We start from the raw sequence: 21,842 nt of genomic DNA, 5'->3' as shown, positions 1-21,842 counted from the left end.
CGATGGCTCTGGTTTCGATCCACAATCGGCGAGGATTCTTCTCCGACTACTGGCTCGGCACACTGTCGGCCGGCTGTGGGCGGGACAGTACGCGACTCACCCCGTCACAAGCGCGAAAACTCCTGGATCGCCTGCGCCGGTTGGTGGAAGCGGTCAATGGCTGGGAGGCACCGGAGATCACACGCTTCCGCGAGCGCTTCGCCAGGCCCCTGCTCGAAGAGGTCTTGGGCTTTGCCCTGAGAGAGAACAACGAGGAGCCTCGCCTGCGGCCGCTCGCTGCCGGTCAGGGAACGGAAGCGGTGGTCGTTGCGACGGTCTATCTCCTTCCCGAGCACGAACAGCTCGACGAATCACGAACTCGGCGCGCCCTTGAAGAGGCGCTCGGGCGGTGGCGAGCAGACTATGGCTTCGTGCTCACGCCGGAGGTGTTACGACTGATCCGCCGTCCCGGCCTGGGCGCGCGCGGGGCAGCTCTGGACGTACACTTGGCTACGTTGGTCGAGCAGGAAGACGTGGACTCGCTCCAGGTCCTGCACCGCCTCCTGTCCGCGCCGAATTTCCTATGCGGCGCGGACGGCACGCGACCGATCGATCGGCTCGAAGCCGAGAGCCGTCGCCACAGCGCCACAGTCTCCGATGACCTGAAACAGGCTGTCTTCGAGGCGGCCGAGCGGATCGTCGGTGGCTTTCTCACCGATGTGCGCACGAGGCCCGCGGCGTTCACCGCTCAGCCCTCGCTGCCGGATCTCCGGGATGCCGGGTTTCTGGCGCTTTACCGGTTGCTCTTCATCCTCTATGCCGAAGCGCGCGACGAGCGACTGTCCCAGCACCAGTTCTATCAAAAACACTATTCGCTCGACAGCATGATCACGCGGGTACTGCGCGCGCCGATTGAGGCGCTTCCCGCCAACCGGTACGGCCTCTGGGCGCAACTCCTCGCCCTCTTTCGCATCTTCAACGAAGGCATTGCGCCGCACCTCCCGGAGTTGGACAACATGCCGCCACGCGGCGGCCACCTCTTCAGCGAGGAGACCCCAGAAGGCCGTCTGTTGCGACGATTGAGGCTCGACGATCGCGCGACTGCTCACGTCCTGCTCGCCCTCGCGACCACTACCCCGCGACGAGGCGTGGGACGTGAGCGGGTCTCGTTCCGCGAACTCGACATCGAACAACTCGGCAACGTATACCAGGGGCTTCTGGAATATGAGCCGGCCGAGGCTACCGACACGATGATCGAGTGCCGGGTCCAAGGTCGGGATTTTGTTCTGGCCCCGGCCGAAGTGGTCCGGCTCGTCGAGACGAAATCGCTCACAGTCAAGGGTGACGCGGCGATCGTGGAGGGCACGGAGGCCGCACGGCTGCACCCGGACATGGCGTCGGAGGATGAGGAGAGTGCGAGTGAGGACGGCGAGGAAGGCGAAGAGGAAGCCACCGAGGATGAAGACGAAGACCGCGAGGAAGAAGCCGAGAAAGGCGTCAAACGCGGCGCGGTTCTCAAGCTTCTGCGCCGCCTCGAAGCCGGGGACTTCTTCTTCAAGCCAGGCTCGGCCCGCAAGGCGAGCGGATCGTACTATACACCCACGCCGATCGTGGACTATCTCGTCCGCGAAGCCCTCACGCCCCTGGTAACCGGGAAGACGGCGGCGGACATCGAGCAGCTCCGAGTGATCGATCTCGCCTGCGGCTCGGCACACTTCCTGGTCGGAGCGGCCCGGTTTCTCGGTCGATATCTCTTCGAGGCCTATTGTCGCGAGGGCCACGGCGATCCCCCTCCGGCCTTCTATCCGGACCGGAGGCTCTCGGGCGAGGTGCGCCGGCGGTGGGAAGAGGAAGGCCCGGCCTGGTGCAAGCGACGCATCGTCGAGCATTGCCTCTATGGCGTGGATCTCAATCCCGCCGCGGTGCAACTGGCGCAAGTGGCGCTCTGGATCGAGTCGCTCGCCGGAGACCGGCCGCTCTCGTTCTTCGCCCACCACATCCGCTGCGGAAACTCTCTGCTCGGCAGCTCCCTGGCGAACTTTGCCCAGCCCCCGCATCCCAAGCTGGGCAAGGCCTCCGACCGGCGCACGTTGGGGCTCTTTGAATCGGAACTGAAACGGCGACTCGCCGAAGCGTTGGCAGAGCGCACACTGATCGATGCCCCGCTTCCGCCGGAGGTCAGGGCGGACACGCCGGAGGAGTTCGCCTACAAGGAAGATCGGCTGCGGCGAGCCGACGCAGCGACACAGACGGCGCGGTTGCTGCTCGATCTCCGCTCGGCAGCGGCCTTCATCCCGGAGATTTGGGCAGCATTCCCCATCCTCATGTCGTCAGCCGACCTGGAGGCCGACGCCCGAACGTTCCCCTGGTGGGCGGAGTTCCAGCGGGTCCGCGAGCGCGAGCGCTTTTTCCATTGGGAACTGGAGTTCCCCGAGGTGTTTGCCTCAGCCTCATCCCTCCCTCGCCCAGCGGGGGAGGATAAGGGTGGGGGTGGAGGCTTCGACTGCGTGCTGGGCAACCCGCCGTGGGAGAAGGTCCTGCCGGATCGGAAAGAGTTCTACGGCCGGGCCGATGTGCTCATCCGGGCTTACACCGGTGGCGAACTCGATGTCCGGATTCGCGAGTTGCACGGCGCGCAGCCTACGCTCGAGAGCGAATTCGAGAAGTATAGCGAGAGATTGAAAACGCTTGCACAGTGTTTGAAGGCAGGCGGTGACTTCCACTATGCAGAATGGGAAATTAACGGACGTACTACTGGGGGGCACCAGGACCTTTTCAAGTTCTTCGTCGAACGGGCCACGCAGGTGCTCAAGCCCGGCGGGAGGCTCGGGTATCTCGTGCCGAGCGCGATCTACAACAACGAAGGCTGCACGGGGTTGCGGTATCTTCTGCTCGACGCGATGACGATCGAGCGGTTCTATGGGTTTGAGAACCGGAAAAAGATTTTCAACATTCACTCCAGCTACAAGTTTGTCTGCCTGGTGGCGGAGAAGCGCGCGGCAGCCCCTGGGGACAGCGAATTTCTCGCCACCTTCATGCGCCACGATCTGGACGAACTCGATTCCGGCCCGCCGTCGGGCGTGGCAGTGCTCATCCGCCGTTTGGAGATCGAGCGGCTTTCCCCCGGCACCCTCGCCTTGCTGGAATACCGCGGCGAGCGCGACCGGGAGCTGGTGCTCAAGATGTACGGCCTGCTCCCCGGGCAAACGCCCCGCCCCCTCCTCGGCGACCAGGGCCCCGGCGCCTGGAACGTGCGGTTCTACACCGAGTTTAATATGACCAACGACCGAGACCTGTGGACGAGGCCGGATGGAAGACTGTACACGCCGCGTGAAGTCTGCGGCCTCGACTGGCCGGCGAATCGGTCCATCCCCTTTGCCGACGTACGGGCGGCCATGGCCGAGAAGGGTTTCTGGCCGCTCTACGAAGGCAAGCAGATTGAGCAGTTCATCGTGGACTTGAAGCCCGTTGAGCGATGGGTCAGCCTCGAAGCGGTGGAGAAGAAATACGGCAAGCCGCCGAGCCCTGGCCCCAAGCTCGTCTTCCGGGAAGTCGCCCGTAACACCGACATGCGCACCTGCATTGCCGCTATTCTCCCGGCAAAATCGTGCGCTAATCACAAGCTTTTTATCAGCAATTTCGATGATTTTTCATTGGAAGTTGCATGCTCCGTACTGAATTCCATCGCCTTCGATTTTTTGCTGAGGTTTCGTGTAAGTTCTACCGTCAGCTTATCCCATGTTTCCCGCGTCGCGGTTCCACCGCTCGCCGACTGCCGGTCAATCCCCGCAATCGCCACCCCTTCCGCCGACGGCGGCACTGACTGGACCAGCGATCCCGCGTACTTCGAGGCTGTCTGGCAGGCCAATAGGGCCGTCGCCCAAGCCTATGGCCTCACCGCTGACGACCTCGCCTACATCCTCTCCACCTTTCCCGTCTTCGCCCGCAAACGCCCGGCGTTTTACGCGTATCTTCAGCAACGCGTGACGGAATGGAACCAGGAAACGGGCGCCGTCGAACAACAGAAATATTCGATCCCGGAATCGGAGACATCGCTCCCGCGAGCGGCCGAAAACACGGGTCACTATGGAAGGGATCGCAGTTCCAAAGGTTGACGTAGGTGCGGGGATGCCGCGTTGGGTCAGTGAACCGAGTTCGGCCATTTCTGAACTGGTTTTCGAGTCGACCGTCCCTGCCTGACCACGCAGCAATTAAATCTTGCATTTCATCATATGCAAGAGGATAATGCGAGAACAATAACCAAAGCGGTTCACCATTTACCCCATGAGGCTCCGCGATGACATGGAACTTTCCAGGCGCCCGCTGGTGGAAGTTTGATTTTCATACCCACACCCCTGCCTCCGATGATTACGGCAGGGGGAACAACCAGGCCGCCTTGCGAAACCTCACGCCGGAGGACTGGCTCCTTGGCTTTATGCGGGCAGGAATTGATTGCGTCGCTGTGACCGATCACAACAGCGGCGCCTGGATCGATCGCCTCAAGCAGGCGCTTGAGGAGCTTCAACAGCACCACCATCCAGAGTACCGCCCCCTGTTTCTGTTCCCAGGAGTGGAAGTGGCCGCCAACGGCGGCGTGCACATCCTTGCGATCTTCGATTTAAATGCCAGCAGCAACACTGTCACCCATCTGCTCGGGGCGATCAAATTTCCGCAAGGGACAGAGGGCACGTCCAACGCGGTTTCTCCACTGTCATCACTCGAGGTGATCAAGGCCATCGCGGCTGAAGGTGGCTTACCGATCCTCGCTCATGCGGACGGGCCGAAAGGTGCGTTCAGTGTTCTGCAAGGCCTCTCGCTCGATCAACTGCTCTGTTCCTCCGAGCTGATCGGAGTTGAAATCTGCGATCCGATGGCTCCAAAGCCTGGCGGTCTTCGGAATAGTCTCCATTTGTCCGAAGTCCTTGGTTCGGACTCCCATCATCCGAACGGCCAAGCCGGCGCACGGTTTCCGGGCTCACATTTCACTTGGATCAAGATGGGGACCCCTTCGTTCGAAGGACTTCGGCTCGCCTTGCTCGATGGAGCCCCGCTGTCCATTCGGCGCAGCGATCGGCAGCCGGCCGATCCCGACCGGCACGCCGAGCAGCTCATCGAAGGAGTCGAGATTTCCAATGCACGAGTCTGCGGACGCGGAGCGCCGCTCATTCTTCGCTTTAATCCCTGGCTGAACACACTGATTGGCGGACGTGGAACCGGGAAATCCACAATCGTCGAGTTCCTGCGAATCGGATTGCGTCGGGACAAGGAACTCACAGGCAATGTGGCCAAAGATTTTGAAGATTTCTACCGCGTGCCGCGCAGCCGTGACGACCGCGGCGCCTTGACCGATCAGACCGAGGTTCGCGTTTTTTATTTGAAAGACGGCACGCGCTTTCGGCTGCAGTGGAATCAGGCGGGGACGCTGGCCCCGATCGAGAGCGAGCAGCCGAATGGCGGCTGGCAGGCCGAAGCCGGCGATATCATTCAGCGCTTTCCGGTACGCATCTTCAGCCAAAAGCAGGTGTTCTCTCTCTCCGAGAACGAGGCGGGGCTGCGACGCATCGTGGACGAAGCGCGCGAGGTGAATCGCTCCGAGTGGGACCGTCGCTGGCGCGAGTTCGAGGTGCGGTTTCTCGCCCTGCGCGCCAAGGAACGGGAGCTGACCGAGAGGCGTAAGGCCGTTTCCAGGCTGCAGGGGGAACTGGCCGATCTCACGCGCAAGCTCGCTGTCTTCGCAAGTGCCGACCATGCCGCGACGCTCAAGGCCTATCAACGCCGGCAACGTCAAAACCGCGAGCTGGCCCATGTCGTGGAAGATGTCGCACGAATCGTGGAGACATTGGATCGTGCCCGGGAGGAGGCCGCGCTGAGCGCACTGGATATCTCCCTTTTCGATGAGAAGGACCCGAGCGATCGGGAGGTGCTTGCCGAGCTGGACAGAGTCAAAGACGCCATCGCGAGCGTACAACGCGAGATCGCGACATTGAAGAACAGGGTCACGTCGGCAGGCAGGACCTGGCGCGAAGCCCTCGCACAATCGAAGTGGAAAAAAGAGCTGGCCGCCGTCGAAGCACGCTATCACCAATGGGTGGAGAAGCTGCGCAGCCAGGGCGTAGCCGACCCCGCGCAATTCGGCCAGCTCGTGCAGCGCCGGCAGGTGGTGGAACAGGAGATCAAAGCGTTGGAACGGCTCAAAGAGACCATCCAGCAAGTACAGATCGAGGCCGCACAGGTTCGCGATGAGATGCTCTCGCTCCGGGGCAAGCTGACGGAGGACCGAGGCGCCTTCTTGGCCACGGCGCTGCGCGACAACCCCTTTGTGCGCATCGACGTGCGGCCCTATCAGTGTACGCCGGAGGAGGCCGAGAGGAGCTTTCGGGAATTGATCGGTCGCACCGACGAGCGGCTCGAAGACGACATTCTGAGCCAAGACGGCTCGAAAGGCGTAATCGCCGATCTCTATCGCAATCTGCCTCAAGACCGAGCGGAAGCAGCAAGGGAAATCGAGAAGCGACTGGCAATGCTGAAGCGGAAGTTGATCGCAGTTGCGCGCGGGGAGGATTCCTCGAGTTTCGGCGGATGGTTTATCAAGTACCTGCGTGGTCTCAAGCCTGAGACCCTCGACCGCCTCGAGATCTGGTTCCCGGAAGATGGACTCTCCGCTGCCTACAGCGTTCGAGGAGACGGACAAGACTTCACGCCGATTCAACAGGGTTCGCCAGGCCAGCGCACAGCGGCCATGCTCGCCTTTTTGCTTGCGTACGGCGAAGAGCCCATGGTGCTCGACCAGCCGGAAGATGATCTGGATAACCATCTCATCTACGACCTCATCGTGCGGCAGATTCGCGAAAACAAGCTGCGCAGGCAACTCGTCGTGGTGACGCATAACCCGAACATCGTGGTCAACGGCGATGCGGAGTTGGTGACAGTGATGGACTTTCGTCACGGCCAATGCCGTGCGGTTCAAAGCGGTTGCCTGCAGGAGCAAGAGGTGCGCGCCGAGATCTGCCGGGTCATGGAGGGCGGGGAGCAGGCCTTCCGGCAGCGGTACCGCCGCCTCGTGGAAGGGGGCGGCCATGCTTGATACGAAGGAGGAACTGATCGAGAAGATCCGACTTGGCGAGGATTCGGTGTTCGAACTGAAGTCCGTTCGGTTCCGTGGTCAGAAGTTGGCGGAGCCCAAGCGCGACGACCTTGCGGACGAGTTGGCCGCCTTTTCCAATACGGCCGGCGGAGTGCTTCTGCTTGGCGTCGACGCCAAGACACGTGACGTGGAGGGAATTCCGATCGAGCGCCTCGATGCAGTCGAGGCGGTTTTGCGGGAGATCTGCAACGACTCGCTCAAACCTCCCCTGACCGCGCAGATCGTGCGCATGACCTTGCCCGATTCGGTTGGAACAGAGCGTGCGGTCATTAAGGTGGAGGTCCCCCACAGCTTGTTCGTCCACAAGAGCCCCGGAGGGTACTTCGAGCGGATCGGGAGTTCGAAACGCGAGATGTCGCCTGAAAAACTGGCACGCCTATTCCAGCAGCGCAGCCAGGCCCGCATCATTCGCTTCGACGAACAAGCGGTTCCTCAGACGACGCCGGACACGCTTGTGAAGGAGCTTTGGGAGCGCTTTGCTGCAGAACTGCGGGACGATCCCTTGGTTCTTCTCAGCAAGCTCAAGCTGATCACCAAAGACGAGCGTGGGGCTTGGCGAGCAACGGTAGGTGGCGTGTTGCTGTGCTCGGACCAGCCCGAGCAATGGCTCCCGGGTGCGTGTATCGAGGCGGTTCATTATCGAAGCGAGCGACCTGACAGCAATTATCAGGAGGATGCCCGTACGATCACCGGGCCGCTCGATGCCCAAATCCGGGAAGCCCTGGCGTTCGTGCAGCGTAACATGCGCATCGCCGCTGTCAAATCGCCAGGCCGCGTGGAGATTCCGCAGTACAGCCTGCGCGCCGTCTTCGAGGCGGTCGTCAATGCTGTGGCTCACCGGGATTATTCGATGCACGGCTCCAAGATTCGGCTTTTCATGTTTCCTGATCGGCTCGAACTGTACTCGCCGGGGGCACTCGCGAATACGCTGACTGTGGATAGTCTCCCGTTGCGTCAGGCTACACGCAACGAACTGATCGCGAGCTTGTTAGCGAAGTGCCCGGTTGCCGTGGATCTCGACGTCGGACGGGGACGGTTGATGGACAAACGCGGCGAAGGGGTGCCGATCATACTCGAAGAAAGCCGAAAGTTGTCAGGCAAGTTGCCGGAATACACCCTCCTCGACGAAAGCGAGCTGAGGCTGACGATTTATGCGGCTCACACTGGAACCCACAATGAATGACTTGATATCCCGGCGCTTTCGGTTGGCGCGCGAGCGAGCTGGTCTCACCCAAACCCGACTCTCCCAGATGCTCGGCTTCAAGGACCGCCAGACCGTCGCGGCGATCGAGGCGGGTCAGCGGAAACTCAGCGCCGAAGAACTCGTTCGCGCGATGCAGGTTTTGCACGTGGACGTGGACTTCTTCACCGATCGTTTTCGCTTGGTCGGGGAGGGCTCGTTCTCCTGGCGCACGTCCAAAGAGGCCACGGCAGGCCTTCTCGATTCTTTCGAGGAGAAGGCTGGGCGCTGGATTGCCCTCTATCGGCAACTGGGGCAGGGCAAAGCCGTTGCGGGAGGCCCGCTGCAGCCGCGCCTGCCGCTCAGAGCAAGCAGCACGTATGAAGAGGCGCGCACGGCTGCCGAGGCCCTGGGTCGCGAGTGGGATTTGGGACAAATCCCCGCTCTGCGCCTCGCGGATCGTGTGCGGGAAAAGCTTGGGGCACTGGTGCTGTATGTCGATGCGCCTAAGAGCATTTCCGGCGCGGCCTGCCAGGTGCCTGGCCTTAATGCGATCTTGATCAATCGCAAAGAACCCGAAGGCCGGCGACATTACGATCTGGCGCACGAAGTCTTTCACTTGCTCACCTGGGAGCAGATGCCTCCCGAACACCGCGAGGGCGACATTCCGCGAGGCGGCAAGGGAGGCCGTGTGGAACAGTTGGCGGATACCTTCGCCTCCGCTCTCCTCATGCCGGAACGTACGCTGGCCCCTCGCTGGCAAGCCCGTGGTCAGTCCGATATTCATGCTTGGCTCAATACCGTAGCGACCGAACTCATGGTCACAGCGGTGGCCCTCAAATGGCGGCTGGTGCAACTCGGCTGGCTGACCAAGGCGGACCTCTTGGAGATTCGTGATACGCGCCTGACGGCTAACGGCCGCCCGCGGAAGCCGTTGCCGACACCAAAGTTGTTCAGCGAAGAATTTGTGCATCGTCTGCAAGAAGCGTTGGCCAAGGGCGCGCTTTCGGTCCGGCGTGCCGCATCTCTTTTGGAAATGACCATCGAAGACCTCGCCGGCCTCTTCAAAGACTACGGGCTTCCCGTTCCATTTGACTTATGAGGCGAGAAAGTTGGTGTGAAGCCCGGACAAGTCATCCTCGTGGATACAAACATCATCATCGAAGCTGTCCGGGTCGGCTGCTGGACCGCTCTGACAAACCACTTTCGCGTTGAGACGGTGCCGAAATGCTGCGAAGAGGCCCGCACTGGAGATCTGCACCGACCGGGTTATGTTCAGGTGAGCGAAGGAGATCTGCAGGCCAGGCTAACCGTGCACGCGGTCTCCGACACCGAACTGGCGAACCTTGTCTTGCGCGATCCCGACAGTTTCCGGCTGGATGACGGAGAGCGCCACTTGTGGGCCCATGCTCTCGGACGTCATGACGACTGGCACGGCTGTTGCTGCGATCGCGCGGCCGTCAACGCCGCTGTCCGGCTCGGATGGGCAGATCGCCTCGTGGCGCTTGAGGAATTGGCCAACCATGCGGGGGCAAAACCGGCGCTCAAGCATTTGAAGTCGCAGTTCAGGAGCCAGCGCCTGTCCGAATGGCGTACGGCTGCGTTGCTGGAACGGGGACTCACATGACGCGTTTTTCTGTCATCGAAAGCGTCCGGCACCTGATCGAGCAGTACCGCAGCTTCATCAAGAGCTCGTACAGGCTTGCCGATCCACACCTGCGTGCCCAGTTCGAGAAACACGTGAACCGTGCCGAGGTACTCGTCAAGGGACCGTACGTAACCCTCGCGCGTGACTTCGCCGAGGGGGAACGGCTCGATCAGCTTCTCGCCTCGGGCTGCGGCCACCCAGCACTCGCATGTCTCCACTGGCCGTTCGGCGCGATGGCCCTGTATGCCCACCAGGAGGACGCGCTGCGCGCGGTCGAGGGCGGCCGAAATGTCATCGTCAAGACGGGGACCGGCAGTGGGAAGACCGAAGCGTTTCTCCTGCCTGTGCTCTCCGGGGTGCTGCGGCTGAAGGAGCAAGGAATCCGGGGAACAAAGGCCATCCTGCTGTATCCGATGAACGCGCTGGCCAACGACCAGTTGCTGCGCCTGCGGAACCTCCTGCGCGACTCGAACACGGGCATCACGTTTGCCCTCTATACCGGCGACAGCGAGACCGTGACGTCGGCGCTGGGCGAACCGCTGGCCCGCCATGAGCTCACTCGGCGGGAGGACATCCGGCACAACCCACCCGACATCCTGCTGACCAACTACAAGCAGCTCGAGTTCCTATTGGTCCGAAAGGCTGACCGTTCGCTGTTCACGCCGTCGCTCCGGTATGTCGTGCTCGACGAACTCCATAGCTACCGGGGGGCGTTGGCCACGGAGATTGCCTGCCTCCTGCGCCGGTTGAAGGCGCGATGTGGTCTCAAGCGAGGCGATCTGCACGCAATCGGCACGTCGGCCACAGTTTCGCAGGATGCGGGCGGCGATGCCGCACTGGCTCGCTTTGCGACAGAGCTGTTCGACGAATTGTTCGAGCCTGCGGACATCATCGGAGAGCGCTACCGCGACACCCCTGCTTCTGGACCACCCTACGACCCGCCGGCCGTCCAATTGTCCGAAGAAGACCTGCGAACGTTGTCTCAGGCGGACCAGAACAAACTGGTAAGGCTCGCGGAATACCTCTGCGGGCGTCAGGCTCCGGCCTCTGGCTCGACACACCGGAAACTCCTCGCACTCTTGGCCGGCAATCGTGCGGTCTCGACCCTCCAGTTAGCGGCTGCTTTGCCGCAGACGTTCGATGAGCTGGCCGACGTCCTCCGCAAGACGGTCCCCTCGTACGGTCAACTGTCGCGGGAGGCAGTGGTCCGGCTCATCGAAGCGTATCTCTTGCTCGGAAGTTACGGTGACGACGAGCACCCACCCTTGCTCCGCCCCAAATTACACACCTTTTTCCACGGCGTGTACGACGTCGGGCTCTGCATGAACCCGGCGTGCCGGACGCTGGCTACCGATGGGTCCGATCGTTGTCGTTCTTGTGGCGGTGCTGTCCGTCCGGCGGTGCTGTGCCGCACCTGCGGGCAGGATTTCGTGAAGGTTCGCTTCGATCCCGATCACCAGGAACAGACGATCCCCAACGAGGAGTTCCTCAGTGACGAAGAGACCGCCTTCATCACGCCCTTCCTCATCGGCGAACGCGCCGATTCGGACGACGACACCAATGGGGGTGAGCCGGAGGACGAGGAGCCCCGACCGCGCCGTCGCCGTCAAACCGCGGCCGAGAAGCGGCTCAAACAGTTCTATGTGGATCATGTTCGCGGGATCGTCTTCCCCGTCGAACCTGACGGTGTGCCCAAGGAAAATCTGAGCATTCAGCATGTGCTGCGTGGACGGGGCTCGACCTGTCCGGTTTGTAACAGCCGCTATACTCGCGGTGATGTGTTGACGTTGTTACGAACCGGCGTGGCCTCCAGCGTGTCGGTGCTGGGCACCCATCACCTCGACCGTGTACCGGAAGACGAACGGAAGCTGCTCATCTTCGCCGATAACCGGCAGGATGCGGCGCACCAGGCGGGTTATATGAGCGACCGGCACCGCCAGTTCGCACTGCGGCACGCGGTTGAGGCGGCGGTCCGAGAAGCTGGACCGTCCGGCATCGCGCTGCAGGATTTGCCGAACCGCGTGCGAGAAATTTTCCAGAACATTGGGCTGGTAAAACGGATCCTCACCCGAGATGAGGAAGCGTCCTGGCGCCGCACGCTGGAATATGAGATCGCCGGCGAGTTTTGCCGTGCCTCCCACCAGCGCATCACGCTGGAGAATCTCGCGCTGGTCGAGGTGCAGTATGAATTTCTGGACCGGCTCGTCACCGATCCTCGTTTTCTCGATTGTTGCCGGCGCGCAAATCTCGAGGTGGAAAAGGGCGCGGTGCTTCTCCGCGCGATGCTCGATTTCATGCGCCGCAAGCGCGCCGTCTCGTTCGATTTCTACCAATCGTTTCTCGATCCGAAGAAAACACCATGGAGTTGGCTGACAGATGACCCCTATGGACTGGCCATCCCCGAGCATGAGCGCGGTGCTGTGTTCTTCATGCTCGACCGGCCTGAAGCGCTGCGCAGCCGATCGGTCTCCGGCATCAAGCTCGAGCCGCTGGTCAAAGACACGGATCGCGGCGCTGCGGGAGGCATCGCCAAGCTCGTGTGCGACAAGGCAGGACTCGACAACACGATCGCCGACGAATGGGTCCGGCGAGTGATCGCTCTACTGAGTGAGTACGAGATGCTCGAGCCTCCGCCGGTTGTGCCCGAGCCAGTGAGACGACATTTGCACGGGCAGCGGCCCCTGCAACTTGCCAAACGGATCGTGCGCCTCGTGAAAGCCGAACAGGGGTGGCGATGTCGCAAATGCTCGATCTGGCGACCCTACCGGATCGATGTCTGCCTGGCCTCAACCGGATGTTCTGGGGTCAATGAGGACCTCCAACTGAGCAGTGCCGACCCGGGCAACTATTACGTGCAGCTCTACACCGCCGACCGTCCGCGGCGGCTGCGCGCGCTTGAGCACACCGCACAGATCGATCAGGACACCCGGGCCAAGCGCGAGCAGGAATTCAAGGACGGCAAGATCGAAGCTCTGGTATGCAGCCCAACACTGGAACTCGGTGTGGATATCGGCTCCCTCTACAGCGTGCTTCTTCGCAACGCACCGCATACGCCGGCCAACTATGTCCAGCGCGCGGGCCGTGCAGGCCGACGACTTCGTATCGGATTCGTGACTACCTTCTGTGGCGCTGGTCCACATGATCGCCATTGCTTTGAAGATCCGGCCTGGTTGGTCCGTGGTGAATTCAAACCGCCCGTCGTTCGCCTGGCGAATGAGAAAATCCTCGCGCGGCATGCGCGTTCTTTTGCACTGGAAGAGTTGAACGAAGACTTTTCCTGGCTCATGGGCGAATTGCTTGAAGACATCCAGAATCCGGCCGTGCTCAAGCGCGATCGTTATGCCCACCTTCTCGAGGCATTGCGGGCGCACAGCGCAGAGGTCAGTGCCAAGGCAATCGACGTGTTCGGACACAAGGTCCATGTCGCGAACGTCGTGAACGACTTTCCGGACGAGTTCGAACGCACAGTAGCGAGATGGCACGAGCGGGTGATACGTCTACACCGCGAATTCCACGCGTACGCACGCATCGTCTCGACCCGTGAATCGGAGCAGAAGCGAAGAGCGCGCGAACGCGCCTATCGGGAATTGACGACGGACCGAGAAAAAGCCTTCGTGCTCTCGTATTTTGCGGAAGAAGGCGTCCTTCCCTCGTACCAATTTCCGACCGATACGTTCTCGCTGGATCCCGGCGTGGGCGACACACCGACGCTGCGGAGACCCGCCTGGATCGCCCTCTTCGAATTTGCGCCGGGCAACATGGTCTATGCCAACGGGCACAAGCTCAAAAGCATCCGGGCCTTTTTCGAAGGTGGCCGGCGCTCCGGTCCTGGCGATCACGGTGCCGACCAGACCGGCCGCGTCGAGCGGTTTTGCTTCTGCAATCAGTGCGGCTTTGCCGCTAAAGAGGTCGTGAACAACTGCCCGCAGTGCGGCCACCGGATGACCGACCAGGCCGAAGTCGCATTGATCGATGCATTTGAAGCGGAGGAACATACCCAGATTACCTCGGCGGAGGACAGTCGGCAGCGCCTGACCTTCAAGCGTCAAGAACACTTGCTGGACGCTGCGCATCGAGAGGCACGGCTTTATCCGTATGAATTCGTGACGCTCGAGTTCCGTAACCATGCCAACCTCCTGGTCACGAATTGGGGGAGGCAGAGCCGTGAGACTGATCGAGGCGAGCAATTCGATTTGTGTCCGATCTGTGGTCGCCACCGGCCGCACGGGCTGACAGGGAGACGACTGGCTCGGTGGGATGAGAACCATCGAGGCATCTGCAGCGGAGATCCGCGACCATTCATCCTCGGCTATGAATTCTTCGCTGACGTGCTGCTCTTTCCTCTTATTCCAGGGATTGCCCCCGCGGACAACGATGAAGCCATTGCATTCTGCCGGACGCTCGGTAAGGCGCTGGTGGTCGGGGCACAAGAGCGGCTCGAGATTGAGCAGGACGAAATCGCCTATTTCCAGCATCCAGATGGGGCAGGAGGCTGGACTTTAGTGTTCTACGAGACTGCACCCGGCGGCGCTGGGTACCTGGAACAGCTTGCTCAGGACCTTCGCGGCTGGGCAAAAGCGTCTTACGACCGCCTGTACAACCATGACTGCGAGCGAGCGTGTTACCGCTGCCTTAAAACCGCTCGCAACCAGTTCGACCATGCCTTGCTGAATAAAGAGCTGGTGCGAAGCTTTCTCTTCCAACTGAGCATGGTTGAGCCAAGAGCGGCACCGCACGTCGGGCGGGCGCATGGAGGCCGAGCTTCATCACTCGAATGGTTGGAACATCTGAAGACGGATCGGCCAGCGCAGCCCACATCCGAAACGGCCATCGAACAGGCGTTGCTTCACGCGATCCGTGCAGGTGATCGGCTTCCGGAGCCAGTGCCTCAATACCCGGTCTGTGATCACAGCCAGAAGCCCATTACCGTGCCAGACTTTGCCTACCCGGATCGTCGCATCGCGATTTATTGTGACGGGTTCGCTTATCACGGTAACCGAGACACCCTGGAAAGTGACGCGCATAAACGGAATCTCTTGCAGGCGATGGGTTGGAAGGTGTTGGTGTTCTGGGGACGACAAATCTTGCGGGACCCTCGTGCTTGCGAAGCGCAGATTTGGCAGTGCTATCAATTCCGTTAAACTTCGCCCGTAGCCAATCTACCGCCCGCTGCCGGATCGGTCGGGCCGTTCAGGCCGCTCGGGTCGTTCGGAGGGGCCGGAACGGTCGACCCGCTCGGGCCGTTCAACGTGTTCGAGCCGCTCCGGTCGGCCTTCGCCGCGAGAGCCGCGATCTTCTCTGAGTCGTTCTCCGCGACCGCTGCGGTCCAGCCGGTCGCCTCCGCCGCCGCCCTGGCCGCGCCGGTCACCACGATCGCGGAAGATCTGATCCGGCCGGTTGCCGCGTTTGACCGCGTCTTGCACGGCCTGCAGCGGGAGGCCCCCTTCGCGCCCGCGTCGCTTGAGCTCGCGGCCCAGATCGGCCAGCTCCGAGGGGCGAAACCCTTGCCGCAGCGCCTCGGTGACGAGTGACAGTCCTTCGCCCGAGGGGACCCCGCCTTCCTTCATGACCGCCAGGCTCTTCGCGCCGGAGGCGAGCGCGTCTTGCGTGAGACGCGGCTTGCCTTGCTGCGCGAGCCGCCCGATCTCCCTCACCTCGTCAGGCGATGCGCCGCGCGCCAACGCCTCGGCCAGCACCTCGACCGCCCGCTGGCGTCCGCTGCTCCCGGCATCGACCAGGCCTCGCCCGCTCAGATCTTTCAATGTCTCCTGCGCCGTCTCCAAACGGCCGGCCATCTCGCGAAGCACCGGTTCGATGCGCGCGGGCTCGACACCCTTGGCCAGTCCCTCCTTGATCTTGTTGACGAGCGGTCCGGGCGGGAGACCTCGCTCGCCGGCTTTGTTCGCCAGCTCGACCAGCGGCTTGACCTCTTCGGCGGAACGGCCCTGCGCCGCGCTCAAACGGGCGATGTCCTCCAAGTCTTGCGGCAGAACGGATTGCCCGAAAGCCGTCCCGGCGCCGCCCAGCCACAGTCCGGCCACCGCAACCAGACGCACGAGCGTCGATCGCGGCGAGGACGACAGTATGAGCCGGCTTCCTTCCATGGTCTTACGGCACTACCACCACGCCATTGAGATTCCCGAATCCATCCCGCACGAAGTCGTCCGCCGCCGGCGGCGTGAGCCACCGCTTGCCGTCGATGACGTACATGAACCGATACTCGCCCTCCGGAATCGCCACGACCCCGCTCCACACTCCATCGCGCCCGGCGGGCTTCAGCGGATGGGCCGTCGGCGACCATCCGTTGAAGTCGCCCGCCACCGCGACCGAGCGCGCCGACGGCGCCACGACCGTGAACCGGACACCGTCGGCTCCGGCCCGCGGCATTTGCGACACCGGCGCGGCGCAGGTCGCCAGGACCAGTCCCAGTGCGAAGGCCGGGCCGATTTTTCGAAGCCGATCCGCCATCCCTCTCCCCGAGCACATGCTCGGCGAGAGGGTACCGCAGCCTCTCAGAGCGGCGCAAGCATGGGCGGCGCCGGCTTACAACGGCGGTTCGATGTCCAGCACCGCATTGCGCGAGCCGAATCCGTCCAGACTTTCCTCGCGCGCGAAGGGATCCGCGACCCACTGCGTGCCGTCCACCACGTACATATAATGGTAGCGACCGGGCTTGAGCGGGATCGTCGCGGTCCAGACGCCGCCATCGACGCGGGAGAGCGGCGTCCGCTCCGGATTCCAGCCGTTGAAATCGCCGGCCACCGCGACCGAGCGCGCCTGCGGCTCCAGCAACACCAGCCGCACCAGCACGGTCGGTTCGGTTGAGGCCTGGAGCATCGCGGGCGGCGCGGACCGATCGATCGCGACACGGGCGACCCCGATCACCACCGCCAGCGCAAAGACCGCGGCAGCCAGCGCCCCGGCCGGCCTCCAGTGCAGCGCGCGCGGCGTGAGCAGCCAGTCCGCGATTCGGCTCCATCTCGTCGCGTTGGACTCACGCACGCGGGCTCGGACCTGTGCGAGAAATCGGCTCGACGGCGCCAATCTCGGCAGCCGTCCGGCCTCCGCGACGAGCAGCTCGATCTCCAACAACCGCCGCCGCAAGACCGCGTCCTGGTCGAGCGCGGTCAACACGCGGACGCGCTCGTCCGGCGTCAGGTCGTTGTCCACGAACCGTTGGAGCAGCAGTTCGAATTCATCCATCACCGTTCCCTCCCACAGTAATTCATGAGCCGTGGGCTCACCCTGGAGCATGAAAATGCGGGTGGCGCCGACCTGGGCGCCCGGCCGTGCGCAGCGGGGTCCCTACACCGGGCGGGGTGCGAGCTTGCACCCGTTGCAATCGGAAAAGAGCAACGGGTACCCGGCTGGGCGGTGATGGGACCCGCATTTTCATACCACTGTTCCTTCCGCACATCATCCGGTCCCCTGCAACGCGCCCAGCGCCCGGCAGAGTCGAGTCCGCGCCTTGTAGACCCGCATCTTCAGGGTATCGCGATTCACGCCGACGATCTGTTCCATCTCTTCGTAGTCGAGCCCCTCGACATGCTTGAGCACGAACGCCTCGCGGTACAGGGGCGGCAGCTTCTGAATGGCGCGCTCCAGATGATCGGCGACCTGCTTCTGCGTGAGCGCCCGTTCCGGGGTGACCCGGTCCACCGCCAGTTCTGCCCAGGCTTCTTGGGCCTCCTCCTCGATGGAATCCTGCCGCGCTCGGCGCGCGCGGAGCCAGTCTTTGCACTTGTTCATCGCGATCCGATACAGCCAGGTCGAGAATCCGGCATCCGCCCGGAACGTGGGCAAGGCCTTGAAGGCGGCGAGAAAGGTTTCTTGCGCCACGTCCTCGGCGTCGGCCCGCTCCCCCACCATCCGATAGGCCAGGCTCACGATGGAGGACGCGTACCGCTCGACCAGTTGCCCGAACGCGTCCGAGTCCCGGCGGAGGCTGCGGGCCAGCAGTTCGTGTTCATCGGGGGCCGTTCTGCCTGCTCCCATCGGTCCATCCACATCCGGCTGCGTGCCTGCGCCCCCGCGTAGCCCGAGTCTTCCCTAATGACATTAGACGGTTCCCGGCCGCCGCGGTAAACGGATTGTACAGGAATCTCCTGAGCGTGGTAACGCGGCGCCGCTTCGCGCGCCCCATGGACAGCACCGCGGGGGGCTAAAATCGCCAACTGATCCCGCCGGTCAGGCCGTAGGCCGGCGCGCCGTCGGAGAGCCCGACCAGGAGCGAGGCGTTGAACCGGAGCGCGGAAGTGGCTTTGTAATTCAAGGCGAAGAGGAAGTCGCGAGGGTTGGAGAGGTTCGGAATCAGCGCCCGATACTCCTCGTAGTACGCGCTGAGTAAGAGATTCTTGGTGGCGTTGTATCCGACGCCGAAATCGTAGTACCACTGGTTCCGCAGGTCCACCCCCGGCGGATCGCCGATGAAGATGTAGCCGAAATCCACGAACCCCAACCAGTTGCCGACCAGCGTCTTGCTCACCTCGACGCCGAAGCCTTCATCGAACTCGCCGGTGCCCAGGCCTCGATTCTCGTCCGCGGTGGGAAACTTGATCCGCCCCGTCACCGCGATCGTGGGAATCCAATCCCGCTCGTCCACCAGGTAATAGCGGCCCCGAAGAATCAGGTCGCCGATCCCGCAATCGGTGGATGCGGTCGGTTCGACACTGCCGGGACTTTTGCCTCTTCCGCTCCCCGGCCCGCTGCTGCCGCCGGGAATGCCGCCCGGAGGCCCGCCCCCCGACCCGCTGCTGCCTGACCCGCTGCTGCCGCTGCTGCTCACCCGGTTGGGCACCCCGCTGAGCAGCGTCACCGCGCCGGTGCTGCTGATGCAGATGTAGGGGATCGTAAAGGTGACATCGCCGTCGTCAAAGAGGCGGCGAATCGACAGCGGCAGATAGGCGATATCGGTCGTCGTATCCGTGCCATACTTGCCGCTCGAATAGGTCGGCGAGAAACTGACCTGCCAATTCGGCGCCTCCTGGCCGTTCTTCTGTTCGGCTGCGACGCCCGCGACCGAATCGACCAGCGCAACGAGCACTCCCGCAATGGCGGCCATGAATCTGAATCCTCTGCCCGACATCGTTCCTCTCCTCCGGCAAACTTTGACTCTTGTCTCAGGACGCAGCAAGGCGGCGCCGGGACTTCACCCGACGCCGCCTCGACTGTCATGCTCCATCCACCTACGAATCGATCATCATCCGGTTCGAAGTGCCCTCAGCCTACCGGCCAAGCCGTTCCGGTCGATCCGCCCGGTCGGGAAGCTGGGGCCGCTCCGGCCGTTGAGGACGCTCCGGCCGATTGAACCGTTCCGGTCTGTCTCCTCCTTTGAGCACGTTCTCCCGCGCGATGTCGCGGCCGTGCTGGCCCGCCTCACCTGCCGCCTGGTCCGCGCGGTCGAGCCCGCGTAGCCCGCTTCGATTGCTCCGTTCCGAATCGCCCGGCGGAATGGTCGGCTCCTCCTGGGCCTGGGCAACGCTGATCCCGCCCGAGAACGACAGCGCCACGATCAGACACAAGATGATGAACAGGTTCCTCGGTCTCATAGTGCCTCCTTGTTGTTATCGATTGCCACGTTCCACCTCGCCTCTGTTGCGCTCGCTTCCTCCCCATTGAGCATAGCACTGTTCGCGCCTTGTGCTACCGATTGCCACGTTCCGGCTTTTCCGGTCGCTCCGGCCGCTGAGGCCGCTCCGGCCGTTCCGGCCGTTGCATTCGCTCGACCCGTTCGGCCCTCGCCTCGCGTTTCACGTCGCCACGATTGTCGGCCTTGTCGATCCGGTCCGGTCCGGCCTGGCCGGTGCGCAGGTCCCGCCGCAGATCGTTCAACGACCGCCTGATGTCGCTGACGACCGGCCCGAGCTTGAAGCCCAGTTCTTTGGCGATTTGACCCCAGCCCTTCCCGTCGCTGCGCAACGCTGCGACTCGTTCCAACGCCTCCGCGAACGTGAGTTTAGGCTCCGTCGTGGAGGTCTTGACGAGCTGATCGGCCAGCGCCAGCCGGATCGTGATCTCTCCCCATCCTTGCCCCGCGTTCCGTAACTTCTCGACCTCGCCGACGGGCAGTTGGAACTGCCTGGCCAGAAGTTCAGCCTGCGTCTTTTGTCCCCGTTTGGCCGCATCCTCCTCCGCTTCCCGTTGCATCGCCTGCATCCGCGCCTCGTCGGCGTCGGACTGAGCGAAGACCGGCCCGCCGGCGCAGAGGATCGCCAGGGCCAATCCGAATAGAATCGATACCCGCTTCATCGTCATTCCGCACCTCCTCTGTCTCTGTCATGGCCATTTTCACGCGCCTACGCGCCCAACATGTTGATCCGCGAAGCTGCCTTCAAGGATACACGGTGACCGGTCCTGTACCAATGGCTCGTTATCGGCGCCCGGATCGGTCCGGCCGTTCCGGCCGTTCGGGTCGCCCCGACCGATCCGGTCGCTCGATCCGTTCGATCCGCTCAACCCGTTCGACCCGCTGGTTCCGCTCGATGCGCTCGACTCGTCCATCGCCTCGCCGATCGATTCGTCGGTCCTCGCGCCGGTCAACGATTCGTTCGTCGCGCCGGTCAAGCCGCCGATCCAGCCGGCGATCGTCCCGTCTGTCCTCTTGGCGCACATCCCCTCGCGCCGGCCCGGCATCGGGCCGGCCGCGGCCTTCACCCTTCACTTCGTTTCTCACGAGACCTTTATCCACGCGGAATTCCGTCCGGACACGGTTGCCGCCGGCGTCAACACCTTCCAGACGAACGCGCTCGAATCCCGTTTGTTGACTCAGACGCCGAACCAGTTGCTCACGGTCGACCTCGTTCAGGGTCCCGATGTTGATGCCTTCGATCCGCGCGCGCAACGTTCCGTCTTCCTGGCGCTGCACCCGAGCTTCCACCTGCCGGCCGTCGACCACGCCGCGGAACGTCACGGTCCGCTCGACGCCGTCGGCCGGCAACGAGTCGCCGATGTGAGCCAGCAGGTTCTGGTTGCGCTCGACGCTGAGGAGCAGACTCCGGCTTTCCTCAACGTCGAGCGTGAAGTCACGGAACTGGACGTCTTTGATTCCCTGCGCGAGTTGACCGGCGACGGCCTCGCGCACTTGCGCCAGGTCCACCGTGCCGCTCGGCGTTCGCGGGAACGCGCCGCGGAGCGTCGCCTCATCCGATGATTGCGCGAAGATCGGCTCGGACGCCATTCCCCCTAACGACAGCAGAACCGCCGCCGACCACACCGCTCGTGTCGCCGTCGATGTCTTCATAAGTTCACTCCCTCCTTCACCGCCGAATGCCTGTCACCCGATGCCTCGCCCGCCGCCTTGACGTCCGCCGTCCACGACACATAGGCCGGACACCACTGCCAGACGCCCAACGTGATGATGCGGGTCAGCCCGGCCGGGATGCAGGCAGTTCGGTTGACCCTGACGTCCCGATTGATCACCCGGGCCGCCTCGCCGCACCGTTTCAGATACTCCGCGCCCTTGATCTCGTTCAGGTCCACGTGCGGCACGAAAAAGGCGACCACCGGCACAGGCAGGACGGCGATCGACGAATCGTCCACCCACTCTCCTCCGGAGCAATGCGCCTCCGCGATCGTCGCCCGTTTGACATCGTCCCGCACCAGCGTCGTCGAACACCCGGACAGAAAGAACGCACACGCAACGCCGAGCGACAACCACCGCAAGGCGCGAGATGGCCGCTCCATATGGATCCTCCTCTCGAACTGGCCTGTTTTGAAAATAGGCGCGAGGCTAGCGGCCCGAGGCTAGCGCGCATAATTCATGACGGTTCGTCGCGTTACACCCGTTGCATCGAGAAGAGCAACGGGTACCCGGCAGTCGCCAAGCGAGACTGGCACGCGGAGCCCCACGAGGCTGAGGCGTACTTGCAACAGTACGTTGAGGCCGCGCGGGG

At 62.9% G+C, this 21,842-nt stretch carries 15 protein-coding genes; 6 read left to right on the top strand and 9 right to left on the bottom strand.

Features of this window, described 5'->3' with window-relative positions; genetic code table 11:
- Positions 1-2 precede the first annotated feature (2 nt).
- From AB1555_07380 to AB1555_07355, 6 genes are all read left to right on the top strand, one after another.
- Positions 3-4,094: an N-6 DNA methylase gene (locus AB1555_07380; protein ID MEW6246515.1), complete on the top strand. Its 4,092-nt coding sequence runs from the start codon at positions 3-5 to the stop codon at positions 4,092-4,094.
- Between the two features lie 182 nt (positions 4,095-4,276).
- Positions 4,277-7,063 carry a TrlF family AAA-like ATPase gene (locus tag AB1555_07375; GenBank protein ID MEW6246514.1) on the top strand — a complete coding sequence of 929 codons (2,787 nt, stop codon included), beginning with the start codon at positions 4,277-4,279 and terminating at the stop codon, positions 7,061-7,063.
- A complete protein-coding gene (locus AB1555_07370; GenBank protein ID MEW6246513.1) occupies positions 7,056-8,306 on the top strand; it encodes an ATP-binding protein in 1,251 nt (416 codons plus the stop codon). The genes AB1555_07375 and AB1555_07370 overlap by 8 nt, the downstream gene beginning before the upstream one ends.
- A complete protein-coding gene (locus tag AB1555_07365; protein MEW6246512.1) occupies positions 8,299-9,405 on the top strand; it encodes an XRE family transcriptional regulator in 1,107 nt (368 codons plus the stop codon). Before AB1555_07370 ends, AB1555_07365 begins: the two co-directional genes overlap by 8 nt.
- A 15-nt stretch (positions 9,406-9,420) precedes the next feature.
- Positions 9,421-9,930 (top strand): hypothetical protein, encoded by a 510-nt coding sequence (locus AB1555_07360; GenBank protein ID MEW6246511.1) that lies wholly within the window; start codon positions 9,421-9,423, stop codon positions 9,928-9,930.
- On the top strand, positions 9,927-15,092 hold the full coding sequence (locus tag AB1555_07355; protein ID MEW6246510.1) for a DEAD/DEAH box helicase: 5,166 nt from the start codon (positions 9,927-9,929) through the stop codon (positions 15,090-15,092). Before AB1555_07360 ends, AB1555_07355 begins: the two co-directional genes overlap by 4 nt.
- Before the next feature lie 18 nt (positions 15,093-15,110).
- On the opposite strand, the gene AB1555_07350 is transcribed toward AB1555_07355, so the two are convergent.
- The 9 genes from AB1555_07350 to AB1555_07310 all read right to left on the bottom strand — a co-directional run bounded on the left by AB1555_07350 (position 15,111) and on the right by AB1555_07310 (position 21,633).
- Positions 15,111-16,055, bottom strand: a complete 945-nt coding sequence (locus AB1555_07350) for a hypothetical protein (GenBank protein MEW6246509.1) — start codon at positions 16,053-16,055, stop codon at positions 15,111-15,113.
- A 4-nt stretch (positions 16,056-16,059) separates the two neighbouring features.
- Positions 16,060-16,419, bottom strand: coding sequence for an isoamylase early set domain-containing protein (locus AB1555_07345; GenBank protein MEW6246508.1), 360 nt, complete (start codon positions 16,417-16,419; stop codon positions 16,060-16,062).
- 75 nt (positions 16,420-16,494) lie between these two features.
- Complete coding sequence (locus tag AB1555_07340) at positions 16,495-17,154, bottom strand: isoamylase early set domain-containing protein (protein MEW6246507.1); 660 nt, start codon at positions 17,152-17,154, stop codon at positions 16,495-16,497.
- A 213-nt stretch (positions 17,155-17,367) separates the two neighbouring features.
- The gene (locus AB1555_07335) at positions 17,368-17,946 is read right to left on the bottom strand and encodes a sigma-70 family RNA polymerase sigma factor (protein ID MEW6246506.1); all 579 of its coding nucleotides are present in this window, start codon (positions 17,944-17,946) and stop codon (positions 17,368-17,370) included.
- Between the two features lie 166 nt (positions 17,947-18,112).
- Positions 18,113-19,012 (bottom strand): transporter, encoded by a 900-nt coding sequence (locus tag AB1555_07330; protein MEW6246505.1) that lies wholly within the window; start codon positions 19,010-19,012, stop codon positions 18,113-18,115.
- Positions 19,013-19,175: 163 nt separating this feature from the next.
- On the bottom strand, positions 19,176-19,499 hold the full coding sequence (locus AB1555_07325; GenBank protein MEW6246504.1) for a hypothetical protein: 324 nt from the start codon (positions 19,497-19,499) through the stop codon (positions 19,176-19,178).
- Positions 19,500-19,593: 94 nt separating this feature from the next.
- Positions 19,594-20,205, bottom strand: coding sequence for a hypothetical protein (locus AB1555_07320; GenBank protein ID MEW6246503.1), 612 nt, complete (start codon positions 20,203-20,205; stop codon positions 19,594-19,596).
- Positions 20,206-20,320: 115 nt separating this feature from the next.
- A complete protein-coding gene (locus AB1555_07315) occupies positions 20,321-21,190 on the bottom strand; it encodes a hypothetical protein (protein MEW6246502.1) in 870 nt (289 codons plus the stop codon).
- Positions 21,187-21,633 (bottom strand): hypothetical protein, encoded by a 447-nt coding sequence (locus AB1555_07310; GenBank protein ID MEW6246501.1) that lies wholly within the window; start codon positions 21,631-21,633, stop codon positions 21,187-21,189. The genes AB1555_07315 and AB1555_07310 overlap by 4 nt, the downstream gene beginning before the upstream one ends.
- Between the last annotated feature and the right edge of the window lie 209 nt (positions 21,634-21,842).

Source organism: Nitrospirota bacterium (genome assembly GCA_040755395.1).
Taxonomy (GTDB): domain Bacteria; phylum Nitrospirota; class Nitrospiria; order Nitrospirales; family Nitrospiraceae; genus DATLZU01.
The sequence above is the reverse complement of the archived record's forward strand: the minus strand, read 5'-3'. Positions and strand labels throughout refer to the sequence as shown.